This is a genomic window from Cytobacillus sp., from assembly GCF_964223445.1.
Lineage (GTDB): Bacteria > Bacillota > Bacilli > Bacillales > Cytobacillaceae > Cytobacillus.
On sequence record NZ_CAXQGS010000046.1, the window covers coordinates 25,395 to 45,185 of the forward strand.

A 19,791-nucleotide genomic window follows, 5' to 3' on the forward strand; every position below is an offset into this window, starting at 1 on the left:
ATGCTGAATATCCTGATTATAGATGATGAAGCAGATATGAGGCATTTGATTGAAATGTACCTGGGGAACTCAGGATTTACATGCTTTTCAGCAGAAAGCAGCTTTGAAGCATATGGCATACTTGAAAATAATGTGATGGACTTAGTTATTCTGGATATAATGATGCCGGGTGAAGATGGATTTGAAGTATGTTCTCGAATCAGGAAAAAATCAAATGTACCAATTATATTTCTCTCTGCAAAGGGAGAGGAATGGGATAAAGTGAAAGCCCTGCAGTTAGGGGGGGACGACTATATTGTCAAACCCTTCAGTCCTGGAGAACTTATTGCCAGAATGAATGCAGTTCTCCGAAGAACCGGCGGATTAAAAAGTGACATGGATTCTATTCAGATTGGAAAGATCACAATTGACAAAAAAGCAAGGAAAGTCTCAGTTGCGGGTAAGCAGGTCACGCTTACTCTTAAAGAATATGAACTGCTTCTATTTTTTATCGAACATAAAAGCCAGGCATTAAGCATGGAGCAGCTGCTAGAATATATATGGGGCATGGATTATACAGGAAGTTTACGAACAGTGGATACTCATATAAAAACGCTGAGAATGAAGCTTGGGGTTGGGGACTATATCCAAACAGTCTGGGGAGTAGGCTATAAATTCGAGGTGCCGAGTGAATGAAATTCCTGACGAATAGCCTGGCAAAAAAAATGTGGCTGACCGTGACAGCCGCAATTATCATAACGATCTTATATTCCTACTTTTTATCTTATTTATTTTATGAAAAAATCTATGTGGAAAATGTCAGGGAATCCCTGCTTACTGAAGGGAGGAGCCTGTCGTCAGAATACAAGGGGGGTCCTTTGACAGAGGATCTCAGGGAAAAAATCGATTGGTATAATGCAAAATCAGAAACAGAAGTTTTTATTGTCAGTAATCCTAGAGAGCTTAGTGCCTGTCTGCCTTTTGAAATTGACTATCAGACACTAATTAGTGAAGAAGAACGTGAAGAGCTGCTAAAAGGCAGCACAGTTGAAAAATTGGGCTATGAAAAAAGGTTTGACCGAAAAATTATGGGTGTCATTATTCCGCTTCTCGATGATAATCGGCTCCAGGGCATAATATATTTATATGTTCCCCTGGCAAAAATTTCTGAGATTACCCAGGATTTTGCGTATCTTTGGTTTGCAGCCGCGATGATTTTTACAGTTATCAGCATCATTTTAGGAACCATGCTGGTTAAAAAACTGACAAAGCCCCTATTGGATATGAAGGATGCAGCTGACCATGTTTCAAAGGGGTACTATGATATTCATTTAGAAATTGATTCAAAGGACGAAATTGGCCAGCTGGCAAATGCATTTAATCATATGTCCTCATCTATACAAAAAGAAGATGAAAAGAAAAAGGACTTCCTGGCAAACGTATCGCATGAGTTAAGAACCCCTATTAGCTATGTAAAGGGCTACAGTGAAGCACTCATTTCCGAGATGGCAGAATCTGAGGAGGACAGGCAAAGATATTTGCAGCTGATACTTAGAGAGTCAAAAAGGATGGAACGTTTGGTGGGAGATCTGCTTGATTTATCTAAGCTTGAATCCGACGAATACAAACTCGAAAAAATGCCGCTCCCTTTGGGACAGCTTATAGAGGATGCTATTGAAAAATACAAGCCTATCCTCCGTGATAAAAATTTGGATTTACAATACTGCCTGGATCCTGAAGTAATCATCAACGGGGATGAAGGCAGGATTGAGCAGATTATCCAAAACATAATGGACAATTCTATTCGGTATACAGCCGAAGGCAGAATCATGATCCGTTTATCTCAAGAGAAAGATAAATGCATAATTGAAATAGAGGATACAGGGATAGGGATTTCTGAAGAACATTTAAGCAAGATTAAACAAAGGTTTTATAGAGTAAATAAAGGCAGAACGAGATCTGATGGCGGTACAGGTCTTGGTCTTGCAATTGCAGAAAAGCTAGTTAAGCTCCATCAAGGTGAGCTTACTGTTTTAAGTGAATTAAATAAAGGAACGACGGTTAGGATTGTGATGCCGCTGTTCGAAATAAGGTAAGATAAGGAGATTTATGATGAAGAAGCTAGTAAATATCTGGCTCCCAGTGATGCTCATGGTAATCCTGACAGCCTGCAGCAATAATAATGCAGCTGAGGAAGAACCGCAATTTCTGGAAGTCGAGTTATCGATTAATCCTGAAAAAGGACAAGTAAATGAGCGGGTGGTTTTTGAAGCAAACGTTACATATGGGGAAGAAGAGGTCACGGATGCAGACGAGGTAAAGTTTGAAATCTGGAGAGCAAATGCGGAGGAACACGAAAAAATTCTTGTTGAACATGCTGAAAATGGGATTTATCGTCTCGAGAAAACCTTCGAGGAAGAAGGAACCTACTATATATACTCACACGTAACGGCACGCAGGATGCATAATATGCCTAAAAAAGAATTTGTTATCGGCCAGCCTAGTGAACCTGAAGAAGAATCAGGCAGCCCGAACATGGAAAATATAGATGAGAGTGGTCATGGCAGCCATTAAAAAGCAGCAGCATCTGCTGCTTTTTGTTTTGGGTCTTGTTACTCTGCAATAGCTTTCCTTTAGGGGGATAAATACCCAAATCCGGGCACATATACCCACAACATTTGTTACAATGGTGTAATAAAAGTAAAGAATAATGTCAGACTAAAAACCTGTCAATAGTGATCTTTTAGTATATAAATGGTATTTGTTCAGAGCCGCTTCCACTAAAGAGAAAAAAATCCAATCCTACAATTACCCATTTATGAATATCCCTAAACCTATTAATATAAGGATTTATGAAAAGTTGCAGCCCTAATTTGACTAGTTTAAAAGTCTCGTAGGGGTGCCGAAATCAGGTATTTGTCAAATCTGTCCAAAATTATTACGAAAAACCCTGTGATATGATGATTGTGCAAGTCACACAGCACCACACAACAAAGAAAATAAACACAGGGAGGATTTATATACATGAATAAGAAAGTTATTTACTCAGTAGCAGCGGCAGCAGCATTACTAGTATCAGCACCAGGAGCTAACCAGGCGGACGCAGCTTCAAATTGTCCTACTCCTGAGCAAGCTAAAAAAATCGCAGTTTCTCAATCTGGCAACCTAAGCCAGGAACAAATCAATAACATTCTTCAAAAATACCTTAAAAACTACAATATTAATTGGGGAAATGTTCAAGTAAATAAACAGGAAGCTCAGAAGCCGGCAGCTCCAGCAGCACAGCCTGCAAAAGCACAAGAAACAGCAAAAGCTCCGGCACAGCAGCCTGCACAGCAGCAAACACCTGCTGAACAGACAAAAGAAGCAGCACCTGCAACTTCTGAAGTAAGTGCTTACGAGAAGAAAGTACTTGAATTAACTAACCAGGAACGTGCAAAAGCAGGAGTGCCTGCACTTCAATTAGATGTTGAATTAAGCAAAGTTGCTCGTGAAAAATCACGTGATATGCAGTCTAAAGGATATTTTGATCATAACAGCCCAACTTACGGTTCACCATTTGATATGATGAAGCAATTCGGCATCTCATACACTACAGCAGGCGAAAACATTGCTATGGGCCAGCAGTCTCCTGAAGAAGTTGTACAAGCTTGGATGAATAGTGAAGGCCACCGTAAAAACATCATGAATGCAAACTTCACGCACCTTGGTGTTGGCCATGTTGCTGACGGTAACTACTGGACTCAAATGTTCATTGGAAAATAATATATGCTTGAGTGAAAGGCAGCCTCTTAAGGCTGTCTTTTATGTGTTTTTGCGCTGTCGCCTGGATCCCTTCTTTTACTTTATGATTCAATATAGTATTTACTGCGGCTCTATGTATGTATTCAATCATTCAATGGGACATTAGTAAAAGACACTAAAATCTGAATCAACAGGTGATTTACATGGATATTAGAAAAGGAACAAAAGACGATTTGAACAAAATTATGGACATCGTTAAGAAAACTGTTGCCATTATGGAATCCGAGGGGAATGACCAGTGGAATCGGACTTATCCCCAGGATCAGGATTTTTTAGCTGATGTTGAAACGGGCAATTTGTACACTTTTATCTATGAAGGAAAAGTCGCAGGTTCCATTACTGTCGATCAAATCCAGGCAGAGGAATATAAAAATGCCTCGTGGAGAAAAGATGAGCCGTGTTTTGTTTTTCACCGTCTGGCTGTAGATCCAGAGATTAGAGGCGAGGGAATTGCGAGCAAGTTAATTAATTTTGCTGAAGAACATGCTGTCAGTAAAGGGATACCGTATATGAGAACCGATACATACTCGCTTAATAAAAAGGCTCAAAGATTATTTGAAAAAAACGGATATGTCAATGCAGGTACAATCTTCATGGGTCGGGAGAACCCTTTTTATTGTTATGATAAACTGCTTGATTAAGGTTTTTATTCACTTTTTACAAAAATGGGTATTACTTCTTCCTCTTGGAATGAGATGGGAAGAGTAATGGAAAGTATCCCATTTTCAAATGACGTTTCTATTGAATATTTATCAACGGGCATAGGGATGGTCAGCACTTTTTCAAAGGATCTGCTATGTCTTTCCTTCAGATAATAGCGCAAATGCTGATGAAATGATGAACATTTTCCTTTAATAATTAGTTCATTTTGTACGAGAGATACTTTAATGTCGTTGATGCATACACCGGAGAGCTCTGCATCAATTTTGATATTCCCATTGTACTCATACATATCACATCGCGGATAAATATCCTGATTTGATAGGAAACGATTGATTTTTTCCTGTTCCAGTCCTGAGAAAGAATGTTTTTTATTGTGACCGGGATTCTCAGGCGATATAAAGGTTTCCCAGAAATCCTGATTTTGATATTGGGAGGACATTTTTATTAGTTCTTTCCATTTTTCCAGTTCCATAAAGATGCCCCCTTTATAAAATTTCCGTTACATCAATTTCCGAAAATTGCATATCGACGTTTTTAGGTATTTTTATCTCCATATACCCCTCTTTGCAGCTGGCTGATGATCCTTTTTTCCTGACAATAGCAGGGAGAGTAATGATGTGCTTATCGTCTTTCTCAGGAATATGTTCAATAATCATTTGATTGGATGTGTGGTAAAGTTTCATTTTTTTTAACCAGTCCTCGTTTTTGATGGGGAATCTGACAAAAACATAATCATGTGTTTCAAAGACGGAAGCATTCAGTGGTGCAGAATTTGGCTGGTGATTAGCTCCAGGTGCTGCTGTATTAAAGCCCTTCATAAAATCTGGTGTTCCGTTCATTTCCTGCATATTTTGAGGAAACATTTGCCCCATGATATTTCGAACATATTTATCAATATCCTCCGGTTTCATTTGATGGGGAGGACTTTTCATATCTTTATTAAATGGAAAAAGGTTCCATGGAAACATCCTTCTCATCCTTTCCATGCTAAGCTGCCGGCTAGGCTAATGATTCATCACTATGCCATATATTCTATGCGGAGAAACGCCTAACCGTTAATAATGGATTTTTAAGTTTTGCAAAGCCCCTGTTGCTGAAAGTGAAAAAAACTTCTTATTATTTGCATTAATACACTGTAATTACTAGTATATTGGTATTGATGTCTATAAAATTTATTAAATACTGAGGGGTAATTTTGTGAGAAATAAAGCAGCTTTAATCACGGGAGGAGCAACAGGAATCGGGAAAAGAACGGCGCATGTGCTTGGCGCAAAAGGCATCGATCTGGTGATCAATTACCGTAGCAGTCAAAAGGAAGCTGTCTCATTATGCCGGGAACTGACCAAAAAATATGGAACTAAAAATATTGCTCTGCAGGGAGATATTTCTATACCAGCCGAATGTGTAAAAATGTCAGAAGCTGCTTTTTATGAATTCCCAGTCATCGATATAGTCATTCATAATGCAGGCCCTTACGTACATGAAAGAAAAGAGATGCTGGATTATACCTTCGAACAATGGAATTATCTGATTAATGGGAATTTAAATGCGGTATTTTATTTATCCAAATTATTTATCCCGAAAATGAGGGAAATTGGATGGGGAAGGATTATTACAATTGGATTTGATCGAGTAGAATCAGCTTCGGGCTGGATCTATCGTTCCGCTTTTGCGGCTGCAAAAACAGGAGCTGCGTCTTTGACGAAATCTATTGCACTTGAAGAGGCCGGGAATGGAATTACCGCAAATATGGTTTGTCCAGGAGATATTGTCGGGGAATGGAAAGAAAAAAAAATTGAAGAGGCTGCTGAGGTTCAGGAAAATGCATCACCAGTTGGAAGACCGGGAACAGGTGAGGATATTGCCCGTGTAATCAGCTTTCTGACAGATGAAAAATCCGATTTTATTACAGGCAGCATTATCCCGGTTACAGGGGGAAAAGACGTACTTGGTAAAATTTATCAGGGGTAAACTTATAAAAAAGGCAGAAGAACTGAATTCTTCTGCCTTTTTTTAAACTTTCATGGATGCTGGATATTTTTTGTTTTGAAGAAAAATCAGCCGGCTTGTTAAAGTAATGGCGCCAGCTGCAAGTCCTGTAATTAAGCCGATCCAATAACCATATGCCCCCCAGTTTGTATAATTGGCAAGATAATAACCAAATGGCAGACCGATGACCCAATAAGAAATAAGTGACATAATAAAGGTTACGTTTACGTCCTTATACCCTCTTAATGCTCCCTGAACAGGTGCCTGAATGGCATCTGAAAGCTGAAAGAACATGGCATAGATTAAAAAATGGGCCGTTAATTTTAATACATCGCCGTCTTTTGTATAAATAGATGCAACTTCTTTTGGGAAAGCCAAAAGGATGGCTGCACAAATTAATGCCATGATTACGGCAATGCCTACCCCGATCCAGCTGTACTCTTTAGCATCCCTAAATCGTGCAGCCCCTGCTTCAAATCCTACAACTATTGTTAATGCCATTGAGATGCTGAGCGGTATCATATAAAGAAGCGATGCAAAATTAAGGGCAATCTGATGAGCGGCGATAACCGCAGTTTCGAATGTGCTCATTAATAAAGTAACTGCTGAGAAAATGCTTGTTTCGAAAAAAATCGATAAGCCAATTGGGATGCCAATCATTAGAATTTCTTTCCATTTGCTGATTGAAACAGCATGCAAATTCCTGAAAACTCCATAATTCGAGAATGGCGAATTTTTATGAATAATAAAAAATGAAATGAGCATGATCAGCCAGTAAGTAACAGAAGAAGCATAACCAGCACCTGCTCCTCCGAGTTCTGGAAATCCCCACTTGCCGTATATAAGCATATAGTTAAACACAGCATTTATCGGCAGTGAAAGAAGAGTAATGATCATACTGACCCTGGTTTTTCCAAGAGCGTCAATAAACGATCTTAATACATTGTAGACAAACAGGGGAATCAATCCTGTGCTTAAGGCTGCAAGGTAGTTGAAAGCTGTGTCATGGACCCTGTTTTCGAGATTCATTCCACTTAAGATTGGATTTAAGGAGAGTGCTCCTCCGGCGAATACAAGGACGGCCATAATGATGGAAAGATAAACACCCTGAATGACAGAAAAAGCAACTTCCTCACTCTGTTTCTTTGCTCCCACCAAGTGGGATACGATCGGTGTAACTGCAAGAAGTATGCCGCTTAGACCGGTGAACACAGGGACCCAAAGTGAGGATCCAATCGCTACACCTGCCAGGTCCTGTGAATTATAGCGGCCGGTCATTAAAGTATCAATAAATGTCATGGAGTACATCGCCAGCTGGGTTACTAGTATTGGAACTAAAATCACCAGCAGCTGATGCAGTTTTTGTTTTTTGCTGTATGTCTGATTCATGAATCTTTCCTCTTTCTATAAAGTAACTAGAGAATTATATCATACTAAAGAGAAGCCGGCTCAAATCCAGGCCTTTTATCCAGGGAAAACAGCTATAGTAGAATAGGCAATTGATAAATTAAAAAAGTTTAAATTATGTGAACTTTTTAATAATGGGAATAAAAATCTTTCAATCGGCGAGTATAAATATTAAAAGCAGCCATTTCCAAAACTTGACTTGAAGGAGGCAGAAAGATGAGCTTCAATATAAATAGGATTAATCCAAATCAGACCTCAAGTTTCATTTGTGGACGGACGTTTTGAAACACTTACAAATGAAGAGCTGGAAGAATTGCTGGCCCATTACGGTATAAGAGAAAAAACAGATGAACCGGAATCCAATATTATCAATTGAAAGAATTATAAAAAGCACTTGCTTCTATGCAAGTGCTTTGCGTTTTTATTATTTATAGAGTATATATCTTTGTACTTCGAGAGCTGTCTAGCTCCAGCGCCTACCCCCTCGAGGTGTCGGGGGTGGGCAAGGCCCTTCCGCTTTTCTTTTAAGCCTCCAATAATTGGGACGATTCTTGGACTGCTGCTCCATGACGCATTACATCAAGAGTATATAGATCTTTTGGGATCTCATATAAATTGTAAATCTTTTCAGTTGCATTCAGCTGGTCATAAACAGACTTTCTTGTTTCATTTGCAAGAATGACATAAGGAAGCTTTTCTGCAGCTTTTTGCGAGCGGATATTTTCTTTACGGATCCGCATAAAGATTGTTTCAATGCCGGCTTCAAAAAAGAGCTCTTCAAAGAAAGCATCTTTTGCTAATTTGTTATAGCCCTTCCCATGATAGGGCTTGCCAAGCCATGTGCCTAAGAAACCGGCATTTTCCTGGATGTCATACAAATTGATCGTCCCAATCGGAGCGCCCCATTCATCAAGAATTGTGCGTGAAATCAATTCACCGCGTTCTTCTGCTTCGATTGTCTGCTTTGTAATAAACATAAACTCATCATAACAATTGGCTTTTTGGCGAACAAAAGGGAAGACATCAGGGTGCGTCATTAAATCAAATAAAGCATGGCAGTCGTGAAGATCACGTTTCTTGAGCATAGGATATCCCTCCAATTGAGGGCAGTCCTACTCCATGCCAAATAGAGCCTTCGGTCCACCCTCGAAATTTTTTATTATGCTGCTAAAAAATTTCGGGGTGGGAATCGAACCCACTAGAACCAGATAACTGGTGGCGCACCATTTGCCTTCCCTATTACTATCGTTTCCGATATTAGATTGTCTGTCATAAAGAAGCAAAATTTTCACTTCACTTTAGGTATAATACTAAAAAAAAATCAAAAAGGAAATAGGTTTTTTGATTATTTTTTTTGCGATTTTATGTCAAATTACACCAGCGATATTCGACACAGTTTCACGATTCCCTGTACACAAAATTTCCGCCTATCATGGTCCATTTCGGCTTGGAAAGAAAGTGAAATGGGTGATGGTTCCACAAAACTAAATCGGCATCTTTTCCTTCCTCAATGCTCCCAAGCTGATTATCGATCCTTAGGTTTTTTGCCGGCAGAATGGTGATTCCTTCCAAGGCCTTTTGTTCTGAAAGGCCTTCCCGGACTGCAATAGCTGCACACATATTTAAATACTGCACAGGTGTGTAGGGATGATCTGTAGTGATTGAAACTTCAACACCATGCTCTGTCAGCTGCTGGTACGTTTTCCAGGTTTTGTTCTTCAACTCCACTTTGGACCTTCTTGTTAAAGTGGGCCCGACTGATACCTTTAAATTCAACCCTTCCAATTCGTCCGCAATTAAATGGCCTTCTGTACAATGTTCGATCCGAAGATCCAGGTTGAATTCTTCTGCAAAGCGGATTGCTGAAATAATATCATCTGCCCTGTGAGCGTGAATCCTGACGGGAATTTCTCTTTTAAGCGCTTTTACAAGCGGTGAGAACCGAAAAGAGTCAGGGTTATCGCACTGTAAAGCTTCATAAAAGGCTTCCCGCAGCATACCCATTATCCCCATTCTTGTAATTGAATCCTTGTTGCCATGGCTGTGAATCCGTTTTGGATTTTCTCCAAGGGCGATCTTAAGTCCGGCTGTTTCCTGGATAATCATTTTGCTGATATTTTTTCCTGCAGTCTTAATAACAGAAGTAGTTCCCCCAATTACATTGGCACTGCCTGGCATGATATGGGCAGTTGTTATGCCATATTTCACAGCATCGGCAAATGCGGGATCAAGAGGATATACTCCATCCATAGCTCGAATGTGCGGGCTCAACGGTTCAATTGTTTCGTTGGCATCATTGCCAGCCCATCCCGTGCCTTCATCATACAGCCCCAAATGAGTATGAACATCTATGAAGCCTGGAAGCAGGTGGTGGCTATGGCAGTCAATAATTTTTACATTAGAATCAGACTTTAAATTCTTGCCTGTCTTTAATATTTTTCCGTTCTCAACTAAGACATCCCCATGAAAAGCAGGGAAAGCAATAGGGTAAATGAATGCGTTTTTTAATAAAATTTTCATCACATGGTCTCGTCCTTTGATCCTGTAGTGTTTGCTTTATTTTACAAAAATGAAAAGAAAGGGTGAACATTTTCTGATTAAACAAATAAAAAAAGTGTAAAATGATCATTCTACACTTTTGAGTAATAAGCTGATTTAGGTTATGTTAACTCTTCCGGGTTTTGTAAAAAAAATAGAAAACTCCCGATCCCGACGCGATGACTATGATCGGCAATATAAATGGTTTTGCGTATTCTTTGATGTCTCTCCAGTGGTCGCCAAGTTCCATTCCCAATAATAAAAAGAGAACCGTCCATGGCACCATGGCTGCAATTGTATATACTGTAAAGACCGATAATGGCATTTTGGCTATTCCGGCAGGGATGGATATGGCATGCCGTATTACAGGAATAAATCTGGCCGTAAAGATCACTCCGGTTCCATACTTTTCAAACCATTTCTCTGATGCATCCAAATGTTTTTTTTGAATCAGTAAATATTTCCCGTATTTATCAAGAACAGGCCTTCCTCCATAAGATCCAAGCCAGTAAAGAAACAGCTGTGCTAATGTTCCGCCTGCAATCCCCGCAAGCAGGGCACCTGTAAAATGGATGTCTCCTGTGCTGACTAAAAAGCCGCCATAACTCAAGACGATTTCGCTTGGAATCACCTCAACCATTAATCCAAGTGCAATGCCGGCATAACCCAGCTGGGAAAGTATTTCAAAAATGCTGGCAATAATCTCTTCCATTCTGATACCTCCCCATTAGAAATTTAAAAAATCCCGGTCATTTGCAGGAGTATAATGGTGAGCCCTAATATCCAGACGTATACAGCAAAAATCTTCAGGGATTTTCGTTTTAGAAAATTAATCATCCAAACGACTGCTGCATAGCCAAAGAGTGCTGATGACAATGTTGCCATTAACATGCTGCCAAGGGTTATGGCTTCTGTGTGACCGGACATCAATTCGCCAAATTGCATGACAATGCCGCCTGCGATGACCGGAATGGATAGCAGAAAGGAAAAATAAGCAGCTGTTTCCCTGTCAAGCTTTCTGAAGAGTCCTGCTGCAATGGTTAATCCGGATCTGGAGACTGCCGGAAAGATGGCAGCTGCCTGAAAGGTGCCGATAAACAGGGCATCCCCATAAGTGATGCGGTCCATCTTTTTTGCGCCTTTCTTAACACCATCAGCAATCCAGATTATGAACCCGGTAAATAGAAACTCCCAGCCGATTGTAATACCTGATTTTGAAATTGAATCGAACATGTCACTCAGCAGGAGCCCGACGATTACGGCTGGAATCGTCCCGACTATCAGAAGCATCGAAAGCTTGCCGAATGGCTTCTTTACAATTTGAAGCAATTCATTTTTGTAAACGACAAGGACTGCCAGTAAAGTTCCTATATGCAGCATTGTATCAAGGAAGAGGCCAGCTTCATCTAGCCCAAATAGATGTCTCCCCAGATATAAATGTCCTGTACTGGATATAGGAAGGAACTCGGTAAGTCCCTGGATGATCCCCAGAATGAATGCCTCCAGCTTTGACATCATCTATATATCACCTTCCTAAGCAGGTATGAGAATTTGGCAAAGTCATGGCGCAATGCCTGTCTTTAACATTTGTATTCAAGTTGTCCCATTCAAGAACTTGAAATTAAGGTTTTAATTATTTTGGGGAAGGGCGCAAAAATTAATAAATACATGAAACCTTTTAAAATGAATAACGTAAATAATATAGAAGAAATCATAAAATATATTGAGGATTATTAGGAGGAAACAGAATGAATGATTATAAAATGCCTTCCAATGATGAAAGGCTTTTAGCTGCAGCTATCTATGTAACCAGCTTTTTTACAGCTTTTTTCGGACCGCTGATCATTTGGCTTTTAAAAAAGAATGACTCTGAGTTTGTAGATTATCATGGCAAGGAATATCTGAATTTTTTAATTTCCTATACGATTTACAGTGCCATCAGCGTCGTGCTTATGATCATCTTAATTGGGATGATAACTATTTGGATCGTGGGAATCCTTGCTTTTATTTTTACGATAGTAGCTGCAGTCAAAGCGTATGAGGGCAAGGAGTACAGAATACCTTTAGTTTTCAGGATTTTAAAGTAATTTAACAGAGTCCAGGGCCGTTGCCACTGGGCTTTTTTTAATGGATAATTAATTCTGCAGAGCTTTTAGTTATACAGTACACGGGGGGAAGTAATGAATAGACTTGATAACAAACAAAGGATGCTCAAGCTTATGGAGATTCTAAGAGAGCAGACTGATGAAGAAAATGAATATACACTGGACGATATAACTGAATGCTTTAAAAAGGAATATGGACCGGATGTGAAATTCAACAAAAACTCACTGAGGGATGATATTGAGCACCTGATTGAAGCAAAATTTGATATTACCATCAACCAGGAAAAAGAGGGGATGCCTAAGTTCTACAGCCATCAATACCGTCTATTCGAGCTTTATGAATTGCGTATGCTGATTGATGCTGTTGCTTCTGCACGCTTTATCACGAAAGATGAGACGAAACAGCTGATCCGGAAAATTAAAAAGCTGACAAGCATTCATCATGCCAAAAAGCTGCATAATGAAATTATGATCGATTCCTCTGTGAAAAGTGAGAGCAAACTGGTTCGGCTGGCTATCAATGATTTGCATGAAGCCATTTCCGAGCGGAGAATCGTCACATTTCAATATGGAAGATATAATCTTAACAAGGAATTTGCTTTAAGCCACAATGGAGGGCAATACAGGGTCAAGCCGCTGGCGCTCACCTGGGTAAATGATTTTTATTATTTAATAGCCTATTACTTTGCTAATGAAGAAATCCGCCATTATCGGATTGACCGTCTGCGCAATGTAAATATAACGGAAGAACAGTTCGCATATGAACCTTTTGATGTATCCAGGTATGTGAGCTCAACCTTTCATATGTATGCCGGCTCTGAAGAGTGGATAAAAATCCGGTTCCATAACGATCTGATCAACGTGATAATTGATAAATTCGGGAGGGATGCAGACATAAGAAAGCTTGATGAAAATCATTTCGTTTTAACAGCAAAAGCCATTGTGAGTGAGGGTCTTGTCAAATGGCTCCTCAACTGGGGTAACCAGGCGAAGGTACTCTCGCCGTCCTCGCTCATTGATCAAGTAACAAACGAAATCCGCAATATGATGTCTGTTTATGAAAAAGAAAAAGATTAACCCCTTCTTTATTCTATTAAACTCTGATGCACTCCATTATTGGGGTGTTTTTTGTTTAAAAACTATTGAATTCCCAGTGAACGTTTTAGGAACTTGCACGTCATATGAATGACATAACAAATAAGGGAGGACAGCATAATGGAGTTTTTAGAAAGTATTAATTGGGCAATTCTTGCACCTATAGTTATCATTCAGCTTATATTAATGGCCGTTGCCATTATTGATCTGGTAAAAATAGAAAAAGCAAATGGGCCAAAATGGGTATGGGCTCTCATCATTTTATTTATAAACCTGATGGGGCCAATTATTTACTTTATTTTCGGAAGGAGAGCCTGATAATGCCAGTTGTAAGCATAATAAACCTAAAAAAGAAATTCCAGGACCAGGAAGTAATAAAAGGTCTGGACTTCCAATTATCTGAAAGAAAATGTATTGCCCTTCTGGGAGCAAACGGGGCAGGAAAAACAACTACATTAAAAATGCTTGCCGGGCTGGTGAAGCCGGATTCCGGTTCGATCGTGTTTGAAGGGGCAGAAAAAGCGGATTTCCGAAGATTAATAGGCTATCTTCCTCAATTTCCCGTTTTTTATGAATGGATGACAGGCATCGAGTTTCTCGAATATGCCGGCCAGCTTGCCGGTCTTCCTAAATCAGAAGCCAAAGACAGAGCAAAAGAGCTTCTTGAACTTACCGGTATAGCTGAAGCTAAGAATCGGCGGATTGGAAAATATTCAGGAGGCATGAAGCAGCGGCTTGGTATTGCACAGGCTGTAATCCATCGTCCGAAGCTCGTCATGCTTGATGAACCGGTTTCTGCTCTCGACCCATTTGGACGCAGAGAAGTGCTGGAGCTGATGGATAAGCTGAAAAAAGAATCAGCTATCCTATTTTCAACTCATATACTAAATGATGCAGAAGAGATTTGTGATGAAATATTATTTCTCCATAATGGTGAACTAGTTGAATCAGGGACGTTGGCAGGCCTGCGAACTAAACATCAGCAGGCAAAGATTGACTTGGCTTTTAAAGAAAATACAGTGCAATATGCAGAAGAATTAGCTCTGCTTCAGCCTGTTTCTTCAATGAAATTGGATGGAGAGTATGCGAGCTTTTTGGTAGAGGATATAGAATATGCCAGAAAACTATTTTTAACTGAGATTATGAAACGGAACTTGCCGCTGGTTAAGTTTGAAATCAGCAGAACGAGGCTGGAGGATTTATTCATGAAAGTGGTGCAAAAATGAATCAATGGATGAGTTTATTTAAAAAAGAAATGCTTGAAATGTCCAGAAATTTCAAATGGATATGGGTTCCGCTTACTTTTATTATGATAGCTGTAAAGGAGCCGCTGACATTATATTATATGCCTCAGATTATTGATTCTCTTGGCGGGCTGCCGGAAGGAGCAGTCATCGAGCTTCCAGTTCCATCTGCAGGTGAAGCACTCGCTGCAAGTCTTAGCCAGTTCAATACGTTTGGTGTGCTTATTATTGTATTAATTACAATGGGGACTATTGCTGGGGAAAGGAAAAGCGGTGTGGCGGGGATTATACTGGTGAAGCCTGTTTCATACGCTCGGTTTGTAACTTCAAAGTGGGCTGGTTCTATGATTCTCATATGGTTCTCTTATTTATTAGGTTACTTCCTCTCCTGGTACTATGTAGGCGTATTGTTTGAATTTATTCCTTTTTCGGATTTTCTCCAATCCTTCTTTGTTTATGGTATCTGGCTTACACTTATTATAACTATAGTCATACTGTTCAATACGTTTATTAAATCGCCTGGTACTATTGGATTTATCAGTATTGGCGTCATAGTCATATTAAGCCTCTTGAGCAGTTCGCTTCCTCATCTGCTGGAGTGGAGTCCGGCCCTTCTATCTGCTTATACGAATGCTTTCATTTTGGGCCGTAATTTCCCGGATGAATTATTGCCGAGTATTATTGTTTCTGTTATAACTATTGTTATTTCCATGCTGGCATCAATTGCTATCTTTAAAAGAAGGGAACTTGCCTGACTTCATGGCATGTTCTTCCCTTTTGGGCAGATTTGTATATGGAAGGTTGATATTTTGGTAGTATAGCTTTAAAAGAGTGAAAGGAAGATGAACGGTGATCAGTGAAGCGGGTCTGGTGCTTGAAGGCGGAGGAATGCGGGGAGTATACACAGCGGGAGTTCTCGAGTATTTTCTTGAACAGGACCTCTGCTTTCCTTATGTAATTGGAGTTTCTGCAGGGGCTTGCAATGCAGCTTCTTACTTGTCCAAGCAAAAGGGCAGGAACAGAATTGTGAATGTGGATTATGTCACAGATCCCCGATATATCTCATGGCGGAATTACTTTAAATCCCGTCAATTATTCGGGATGGATTTTATTTTTGATGAAATACCTAATAAACTTGTCCCATATCACTATGATGAGTTTTATAAAAATGAGTCTGAATTTGTCATTGGAACAACAGATTGCCATACCGGCAAACCGGTGTATTTCAGTAAAAAAGATTATGGCAAAGATATGCTTAAGGTTTTAAAAGCCTCAAGTTCCTTGCCTTTTATTGCCCCGGAGGTGGATTTTAATAGCCGGGTCCTCCTTGATGGCGGAATCAGCGACCCTATACCAATCAAGAAAGCCCAGGAAGATGGATTCAAAAAAAATATAGTGATTTTAACAAGAAACAGGGGATATTCCAAAAAGCCATCTAAATTTACTTTTATGGTCAAAAGGAAATATCCGCATTATACCGGGCTGCAGAAAGCACTGGCGGAACGCTGCCGGACCTATAACGATACCCTCCGCTATGTTGAACAGGAAGAGAAGAATGGGACAGTTCTTGTCATCCAGCCGCAGGAGCCATTAACAGTGGGACGGATGGAGCGGAATCCTCAAAAACTGGAAAAGTTATATCTGCAAGGATATGAGGATGCAAGAACATCCTTTGATAGAATCAATCAATTTTAGCCAAGCCGCATCTAATAAGATGCGGTTTTTTCTTAAGGAAATAGTCTTGTCTTTTCGACAGGGCTGAAGATGAACAAACAAAGTTTTTGATTGGGAATCAAGTAAATAGACCCAGGCAGACTTAAAATGTAAAAAGACAAATGGGTTCTAAGTATTGTTTCCTGAAAAGTGACGAAGAAGTATGTCGGAATACAAAGATTGTCGAGACTTTTATTTAGAATATAATGAAAATTAGAAAATATAAGGGGGTCTCAATAAAAAATGAATATCAAGAAGGGCATCGTAACGGGTACATTAAGTTTGGCATTATGTGCCTCAGCTGTTTTTGCGGGTTCTGTCAGCATTGGACAAGCCCAAACGGCTGAAAAGAGTTATTTAGTTGTTTTCAAAGATGAAGCAAAGCTTCCTGCAGGCTATACAGAATTAGTGAGAAAATCTGGAGGACAAGTAGAGAATAAGCTTGATAAATTAGGAGCTGTTGAGGTTTCATCAGCAAATCCTAATTTTCTTAATGAAATTCGGAAGTCTTCCTTGGTATTGTCTGCTGGCGCTGAAAATGTAATTTATCCCGAAGCTCCTGCAGTAAATGCAGATCTTCCATTAGATAATGCTGATCTATATCACAGTCTTCAATGGGATATCAAACAAGTAACAAATAATGGTTCGTCATGGAATCTTCCTGGAGGAACTGGAAAGACAGCTGACGGTAAAGATATCGTTGTTGGTGTAATCGACACAGGTATTGACTATAATCATCCAGATTTAAAAGAAAATTACGCATATGGTAAATCCTTTGTTCCTGGTCACCCAGATCCAATGGATGAAAACAGCCATGGAACCCACGTTGCAGGATCAATTGCAGCGAAAGGAAGAACAATGGGTGTAGGACCTGATTTAAAGGTAGCAGCATACCGTGTATTCGGCCCGGAAGGCGGTGCAGCGACTTCCCATATCGCAGAAGCTTTAATAACAGCTGCGGATGACAATGTGGATGTTGTCAACATGTCTCTTGGCGGCTATGACTGGTTCCAGAATCCCGAGTATACAACCAAGGAAACTGTAGCGGACGTGCAGATGTTTAACAGAGCCATTAAATATGCGATTCAAAAAGGTGTTACTGTAGTTGGTTCTGCAGGAAATAACGCTGTTGATTTAAAGAGTCCGGGACAGCTGTCAGGTTCTGATAACGGTGCAACTCACAGAAGCCCCAGCAGTCAATTGATGATTCGTGTATCTGCGGGAGGAGCTTTAAAGAATCTTGCTTTCTATTCCAATTACGGTGTCGGCAAAATTGATGTTATGGCACCTGGCGGAGACTTGGGACCAAACTATGATCCAAATACTGGAGCTGGCAGAGACAATACTTATTTGGCATTAGCAACAATCCCTGGCGGCGGGTATGGGTATAAAGGCGGGACTTCTATGGCCGCTCCGAAAGTTGCTGCACTGGCTGGTGTTATCATTGCAAAACATGGGAAAGACCAAATCTCTCCTGCACAAGTAAAGCAGATCATTCAATCTTCATCAGAGGATATCTTCAAGCCTGGATACGACGAACAATCTGGCCATGGGCTAATTAATGCAGTTAATGCTTTAAAGTAATTCCATCAAAAAAGCTGGCGGAAAGTGTCCGTCAGCTTTTTTATTTGAAGGATAATCAGTGAATAAAGATGTTAAGGAAAAACTCAAACAGACTATCTGCAGATGCATCGTTATGTAAACTTCATAAAATCCTGCCAAAATTCATTTTTATAGAAAGTAATTAATAGACTATAGAGAAATAAATATAGCGGGGGAGACATACTGATGAATATCCAGCAATATTACCTGAAAACAGCTGACATCTCAATAAATGCAAGCCTTGCCGCACTTGTACCTCCATTTTTCATTCTATTGGTTTTTATAGAAAAATTTCCAAGGACTTATTTAATCCTTTTTCTAATCCCTTTCATCTTATATAGTTTTTTGTGCTATCAAATTCACTTGCTGAATAAGCAAAGGGCGGCCGAGATAGTGGAGAGAAAGTTCAAGAAAAGCAGACAAGCCCGTCTCTCATTGTTAAGCCAGTCAAATTTGATGATCGTTTTTATGCCGGCACCTTCCCTTAGAATGGTGCTTTTTGACCCGGAAGGAAGGCAGGTTGGTGAAATCAGGGATATGAAAATGTGGAAGTTTCGATGGTTCTTGCCTTATTTTTTGGATCGGCTTTTTCCAAGAAGGCTGGGAATCTATGATCATAGCGCAAATCTGGAGGCATCAATCTTAATTGATAGAAAAGGCATAGATATTTCGTTTGCGAAAGATTCCTGCAAAGAAACAATCATTAATAAAAAAGATGGATTCAAACTGGTATATAAGAATGGCTGTGACCGATATTCCATTGCTAAAACCTTTTTCCATACGGATTTTCAAATTCTTGATGAGACATCAAAAAGAATTGCACGCCTTCGCAAAGGATGGATGCTGCTTGAGTGGGGGGAGCAGTTTAGGGACCCCAATACACCTGTACTTTCTTTTGAAGAGGGTCTGACAGCAAAAGAAAAGCTTAGAATTTATGCCATTTTTGCGACGCTTTTTCTTTACCGCAATCACTAAAACCGTATGCACATTTATAGATTCTATATTCCCCATATAGTATGATAAGTTCAGTTAAAGTATTGGGATATCAGTTTAGAGGTGTTGGAATGAAAAAGTTTCTACTCGCAGCCGCAGTTATTGTCCTTTTGCTGTTTATTGTCGACAAAACCATTCTCAAGGACAAAGGGGTAGTAGAGCAAGCCGGACAAATGCAGAAATACGATAAAATGGAAGATCCTGAAGAATTGCCTGTTGGTCTGGAGAAAGGAAATCTTGCTCCTGAATTTGAACTGACAGATATGGAAGGAAACCCAGTAAAACTCTCCGACTATAGGGGCAAAGCAGTGCTTTTAAATTTCTGGGCAAGCTGGTGTCCTCCTTGCCGTGCGGAAATGCCGCATATGGAGAAGCTGTATAACAAGTATAAAGATGAAAATTTCACTATTCTTGCTGTCAATCTCACAAACACAGAAAAGAATAGCGGTGATGCAGATAAATTCGTAAAAGAGCTGGGGCTGACCTTTACAATTCCTATGGATGTAAAAGGCGAGGCAGGTTCTGACTATAATATAATGGCCTATCCTACAAGCTATTTTATTGATTCAGATGGTGTTATTAGAGAAAAAGTTTTGGGAGCTTTAAATGAAGAGTATATGGAGAAGGAGATCAAAAAGCTTCCATAAATAAAACCGGAG

At 39.8% G+C, this 19,791-nt stretch carries 22 protein-coding genes; 15 read left to right on the forward strand and 7 right to left on the reverse strand.

The genetic code is table 11. The features are described 5' to 3' along the window. The 5 genes from ACEQ1T_RS06990 (at position 1) to ACEQ1T_RS07010 (ending at position 4,424) form a co-directional block, all read left to right on the forward strand. The gene (locus ACEQ1T_RS06990) at positions 1-675 is read left to right on the forward strand and encodes a response regulator transcription factor (protein WP_370222217.1); all 675 of its coding nucleotides are present in this window, start codon (positions 1-3) and stop codon (positions 673-675) included. Further along, complete coding sequence (locus ACEQ1T_RS06995) at positions 672-2,075, forward strand: sensor histidine kinase (RefSeq protein WP_370222218.1); 1,404 nt, start codon at positions 672-674, stop codon at positions 2,073-2,075. Before ACEQ1T_RS06990 ends, ACEQ1T_RS06995 begins: the two co-directional genes overlap by 4 nt. 16 nt (positions 2,076-2,091) lie before the next feature. Then, entirely contained in the window at positions 2,092-2,553 is a 462-nt protein-coding gene (locus ACEQ1T_RS07000) for a FixH family protein (RefSeq protein WP_370222219.1), read from the forward strand. Between the two features lie 450 nt (positions 2,554-3,003). Next, positions 3,004-3,744 carry a CAP domain-containing protein gene (locus ACEQ1T_RS07005; protein ID WP_370222220.1) on the forward strand — a complete coding sequence of 247 codons (741 nt, stop codon included), beginning with the start codon at positions 3,004-3,006 and terminating at the stop codon, positions 3,742-3,744. A gap of 182 nt (positions 3,745-3,926) precedes the next feature. Continuing rightward, positions 3,927-4,424 (forward strand): GNAT family N-acetyltransferase, encoded by a 498-nt coding sequence (locus ACEQ1T_RS07010; protein WP_370222221.1) that lies wholly within the window; start codon positions 3,927-3,929, stop codon positions 4,422-4,424. A gap of 5 nt (positions 4,425-4,429) precedes the next feature. Here the strand turns inward: ACEQ1T_RS07010 and ACEQ1T_RS07015 are convergent, their stop codons facing one another. Together ACEQ1T_RS07015 and ACEQ1T_RS07020 are read right to left on the reverse strand one after the other, a co-directional pair. Continuing rightward, a complete protein-coding gene (locus ACEQ1T_RS07015) occupies positions 4,430-4,918 on the reverse strand; it encodes an Hsp20/alpha crystallin family protein (RefSeq protein WP_370222222.1) in 489 nt (162 codons plus the stop codon). A 13-nt stretch (positions 4,919-4,931) separates the two neighbouring features. Then, positions 4,932-5,414 carry an Hsp20/alpha crystallin family protein gene (locus ACEQ1T_RS07020; RefSeq protein WP_206837846.1) on the reverse strand — a complete coding sequence of 161 codons (483 nt, stop codon included), beginning with the start codon at positions 5,412-5,414 and terminating at the stop codon, positions 4,932-4,934. Between the two features lie 229 nt (positions 5,415-5,643). On the opposite strand from ACEQ1T_RS07020, the gene ACEQ1T_RS07025 reads away from it, so the two are divergent. Continuing rightward, positions 5,644-6,417 carry an SDR family oxidoreductase gene (locus tag ACEQ1T_RS07025; protein ID WP_206837843.1) on the forward strand — a complete coding sequence of 258 codons (774 nt, stop codon included), beginning with the start codon at positions 5,644-5,646 and terminating at the stop codon, positions 6,415-6,417. A gap of 42 nt (positions 6,418-6,459) precedes the next feature. On the opposite strand, the gene ACEQ1T_RS07030 is transcribed toward ACEQ1T_RS07025, so the two are convergent. The 5 genes from ACEQ1T_RS07030 to ACEQ1T_RS07050 form a co-directional block, all read right to left on the reverse strand. Further along, on the reverse strand, positions 6,460-7,824 hold the full coding sequence (locus tag ACEQ1T_RS07030) for an MATE family efflux transporter (protein WP_370222223.1): 1,365 nt from the start codon (positions 7,822-7,824) through the stop codon (positions 6,460-6,462). A 542-nt stretch (positions 7,825-8,366) separates the two neighbouring features. Beyond that, positions 8,367-8,927, reverse strand: coding sequence for a GNAT family N-acetyltransferase (locus ACEQ1T_RS07035; RefSeq protein WP_370222224.1), 561 nt, complete (start codon positions 8,925-8,927; stop codon positions 8,367-8,369). 313 nt (positions 8,928-9,240) lie between these two features. After that, entirely contained in the window at positions 9,241-10,365 is a 1,125-nt protein-coding gene (locus ACEQ1T_RS07040) for an amidohydrolase (protein ID WP_370222225.1), read from the reverse strand. Positions 10,366-10,507: 142 nt separating this feature from the next. After that, entirely contained in the window at positions 10,508-11,092 is a 585-nt protein-coding gene (locus tag ACEQ1T_RS07045; RefSeq protein WP_370222226.1) for a DedA family protein, read from the reverse strand. Between the two features lie 23 nt (positions 11,093-11,115). Beyond that, a complete protein-coding gene (locus tag ACEQ1T_RS07050) occupies positions 11,116-11,895 on the reverse strand; it encodes an undecaprenyl-diphosphate phosphatase (protein WP_370222242.1) in 780 nt (259 codons plus the stop codon). A 233-nt stretch (positions 11,896-12,128) separates the two neighbouring features. Here ACEQ1T_RS07050 and ACEQ1T_RS07055 point away from each other — a divergent pair, with 233 nt between their 5' ends. The 9 genes from ACEQ1T_RS07055 to ACEQ1T_RS07095 all read left to right on the forward strand — a co-directional run bounded on the left by ACEQ1T_RS07055 (position 12,129) and on the right by ACEQ1T_RS07095 (position 19,779). Then, positions 12,129-12,467, forward strand: a complete 339-nt coding sequence (locus ACEQ1T_RS07055; RefSeq protein WP_206837827.1) for a DUF4870 domain-containing protein — start codon at positions 12,129-12,131, stop codon at positions 12,465-12,467. Positions 12,468-12,560: 93 nt separating this feature from the next. Then, a complete protein-coding gene (locus tag ACEQ1T_RS07060) occupies positions 12,561-13,562 on the forward strand; it encodes a helix-turn-helix transcriptional regulator (protein ID WP_370222227.1) in 1,002 nt (333 codons plus the stop codon). A gap of 138 nt (positions 13,563-13,700) precedes the next feature. Further along, positions 13,701-13,898: a PLD nuclease N-terminal domain-containing protein gene (locus ACEQ1T_RS07065; RefSeq protein WP_206837822.1), complete on the forward strand. Its 198-nt coding sequence runs from the start codon at positions 13,701-13,703 to the stop codon at positions 13,896-13,898. Positions 13,899-13,900: 2 nt separating this feature from the next. Beyond that, the gene (locus ACEQ1T_RS07070; RefSeq protein ID WP_370222228.1) at positions 13,901-14,806 is read left to right on the forward strand and encodes an ATP-binding cassette domain-containing protein; all 906 of its coding nucleotides are present in this window, start codon (positions 13,901-13,903) and stop codon (positions 14,804-14,806) included. Continuing rightward, complete coding sequence (locus ACEQ1T_RS07075) at positions 14,803-15,579, forward strand: ABC transporter permease (protein ID WP_370222229.1); 777 nt, start codon at positions 14,803-14,805, stop codon at positions 15,577-15,579. Before ACEQ1T_RS07070 ends, ACEQ1T_RS07075 begins: the two co-directional genes overlap by 4 nt. 94 nt (positions 15,580-15,673) lie before the next feature. Then, positions 15,674-16,519, forward strand: a complete 846-nt coding sequence (locus tag ACEQ1T_RS07080; protein WP_206837814.1) for a patatin family protein — start codon at positions 15,674-15,676, stop codon at positions 16,517-16,519. Between the two features lie 261 nt (positions 16,520-16,780). After that, positions 16,781-18,121: a S8 family serine peptidase gene (locus tag ACEQ1T_RS07085; RefSeq protein ID WP_370222230.1), complete on the forward strand. Its 1,341-nt coding sequence runs from the start codon at positions 16,781-16,783 to the stop codon at positions 18,119-18,121. Between the two features lie 204 nt (positions 18,122-18,325). Then, positions 18,326-19,114, forward strand: coding sequence for a hypothetical protein (locus ACEQ1T_RS07090; RefSeq protein WP_370222231.1), 789 nt, complete (start codon positions 18,326-18,328; stop codon positions 19,112-19,114). Between the two features lie 89 nt (positions 19,115-19,203). Further along, on the forward strand, positions 19,204-19,779 hold the full coding sequence (locus ACEQ1T_RS07095) for a TlpA disulfide reductase family protein (protein ID WP_206837805.1): 576 nt from the start codon (positions 19,204-19,206) through the stop codon (positions 19,777-19,779). Positions 19,780-19,791: the final 12 nt, after the last annotated feature.

What these genes read in the sequence shown, in the direction of transcription:
- ACEQ1T_RS06990 (WP_370222217.1), top strand. Translation starts at nt 1, where the DNA reads ATGCTGAATATCCTGATTATAGATGATGAAGCAGATATGAGGCATTTG.
- ACEQ1T_RS06995 (WP_370222218.1), top strand. Translation starts at nt 672, where the DNA reads ATGAAATTCCTGACGAATAGCCTGGCAAAAAAAATGTGGCTGACCGTG.
- ACEQ1T_RS07000 (WP_370222219.1), top strand. Translation starts at nt 2,092, where the DNA reads ATGAAGAAGCTAGTAAATATCTGGCTCCCAGTGATGCTCATGGTAATC.
- ACEQ1T_RS07005 (WP_370222220.1), top strand. Translation starts at nt 3,004, where the DNA reads ATGAATAAGAAAGTTATTTACTCAGTAGCAGCGGCAGCAGCATTACTA.
- ACEQ1T_RS07010 (WP_370222221.1), top strand. Translation starts at nt 3,927, where the DNA reads ATGGATATTAGAAAAGGAACAAAAGACGATTTGAACAAAATTATGGAC.
- ACEQ1T_RS07015 (WP_370222222.1), bottom strand. Translation starts at nt 4,918, where the DNA reads ATGGAACTGGAAAAATGGAAAGAACTAATAAAAATGTCCTCCCAATAT.
- ACEQ1T_RS07020 (WP_206837846.1), bottom strand. Translation starts at nt 5,414, where the DNA reads ATGTTTCCATGGAACCTTTTTCCATTTAATAAAGATATGAAAAGTCCT.
- ACEQ1T_RS07030 (WP_370222223.1), bottom strand. Translation starts at nt 7,824, where the DNA reads ATGAATCAGACATACAGCAAAAAACAAAAACTGCATCAGCTGCTGGTG.
- ACEQ1T_RS07035 (WP_370222224.1), bottom strand. Translation starts at nt 8,927, where the DNA reads ATGCTCAAGAAACGTGATCTTCACGACTGCCATGCTTTATTTGATTTA.
- ACEQ1T_RS07045 (WP_370222226.1), bottom strand. Translation starts at nt 11,092, where the DNA reads ATGGAAGAGATTATTGCCAGCATTTTTGAAATACTTTCCCAGCTGGGT.
- ACEQ1T_RS07050 (WP_370222242.1), bottom strand. Translation starts at nt 11,895, where the DNA reads ATGTCAAAGCTGGAGGCATTCATTCTGGGGATCATCCAGGGACTTACC.
- ACEQ1T_RS07055 (WP_206837827.1), top strand. Translation starts at nt 12,129, where the DNA reads ATGAATGATTATAAAATGCCTTCCAATGATGAAAGGCTTTTAGCTGCA.
- ACEQ1T_RS07060 (WP_370222227.1), top strand. Translation starts at nt 12,561, where the DNA reads ATGAATAGACTTGATAACAAACAAAGGATGCTCAAGCTTATGGAGATT.
- ACEQ1T_RS07065 (WP_206837822.1), top strand. Translation starts at nt 13,701, where the DNA reads ATGGAGTTTTTAGAAAGTATTAATTGGGCAATTCTTGCACCTATAGTT.
- ACEQ1T_RS07070 (WP_370222228.1), top strand. Translation starts at nt 13,901, where the DNA reads ATGCCAGTTGTAAGCATAATAAACCTAAAAAAGAAATTCCAGGACCAG.
- ACEQ1T_RS07075 (WP_370222229.1), top strand. Translation starts at nt 14,803, where the DNA reads ATGAATCAATGGATGAGTTTATTTAAAAAAGAAATGCTTGAAATGTCC.
- ACEQ1T_RS07085 (WP_370222230.1), top strand. Translation starts at nt 16,781, where the DNA reads ATGAATATCAAGAAGGGCATCGTAACGGGTACATTAAGTTTGGCATTA.
- ACEQ1T_RS07090 (WP_370222231.1), top strand. Translation starts at nt 18,326, where the DNA reads ATGAATATCCAGCAATATTACCTGAAAACAGCTGACATCTCAATAAAT.
- ACEQ1T_RS07095 (WP_206837805.1), top strand. Translation starts at nt 19,204, where the DNA reads ATGAAAAAGTTTCTACTCGCAGCCGCAGTTATTGTCCTTTTGCTGTTT.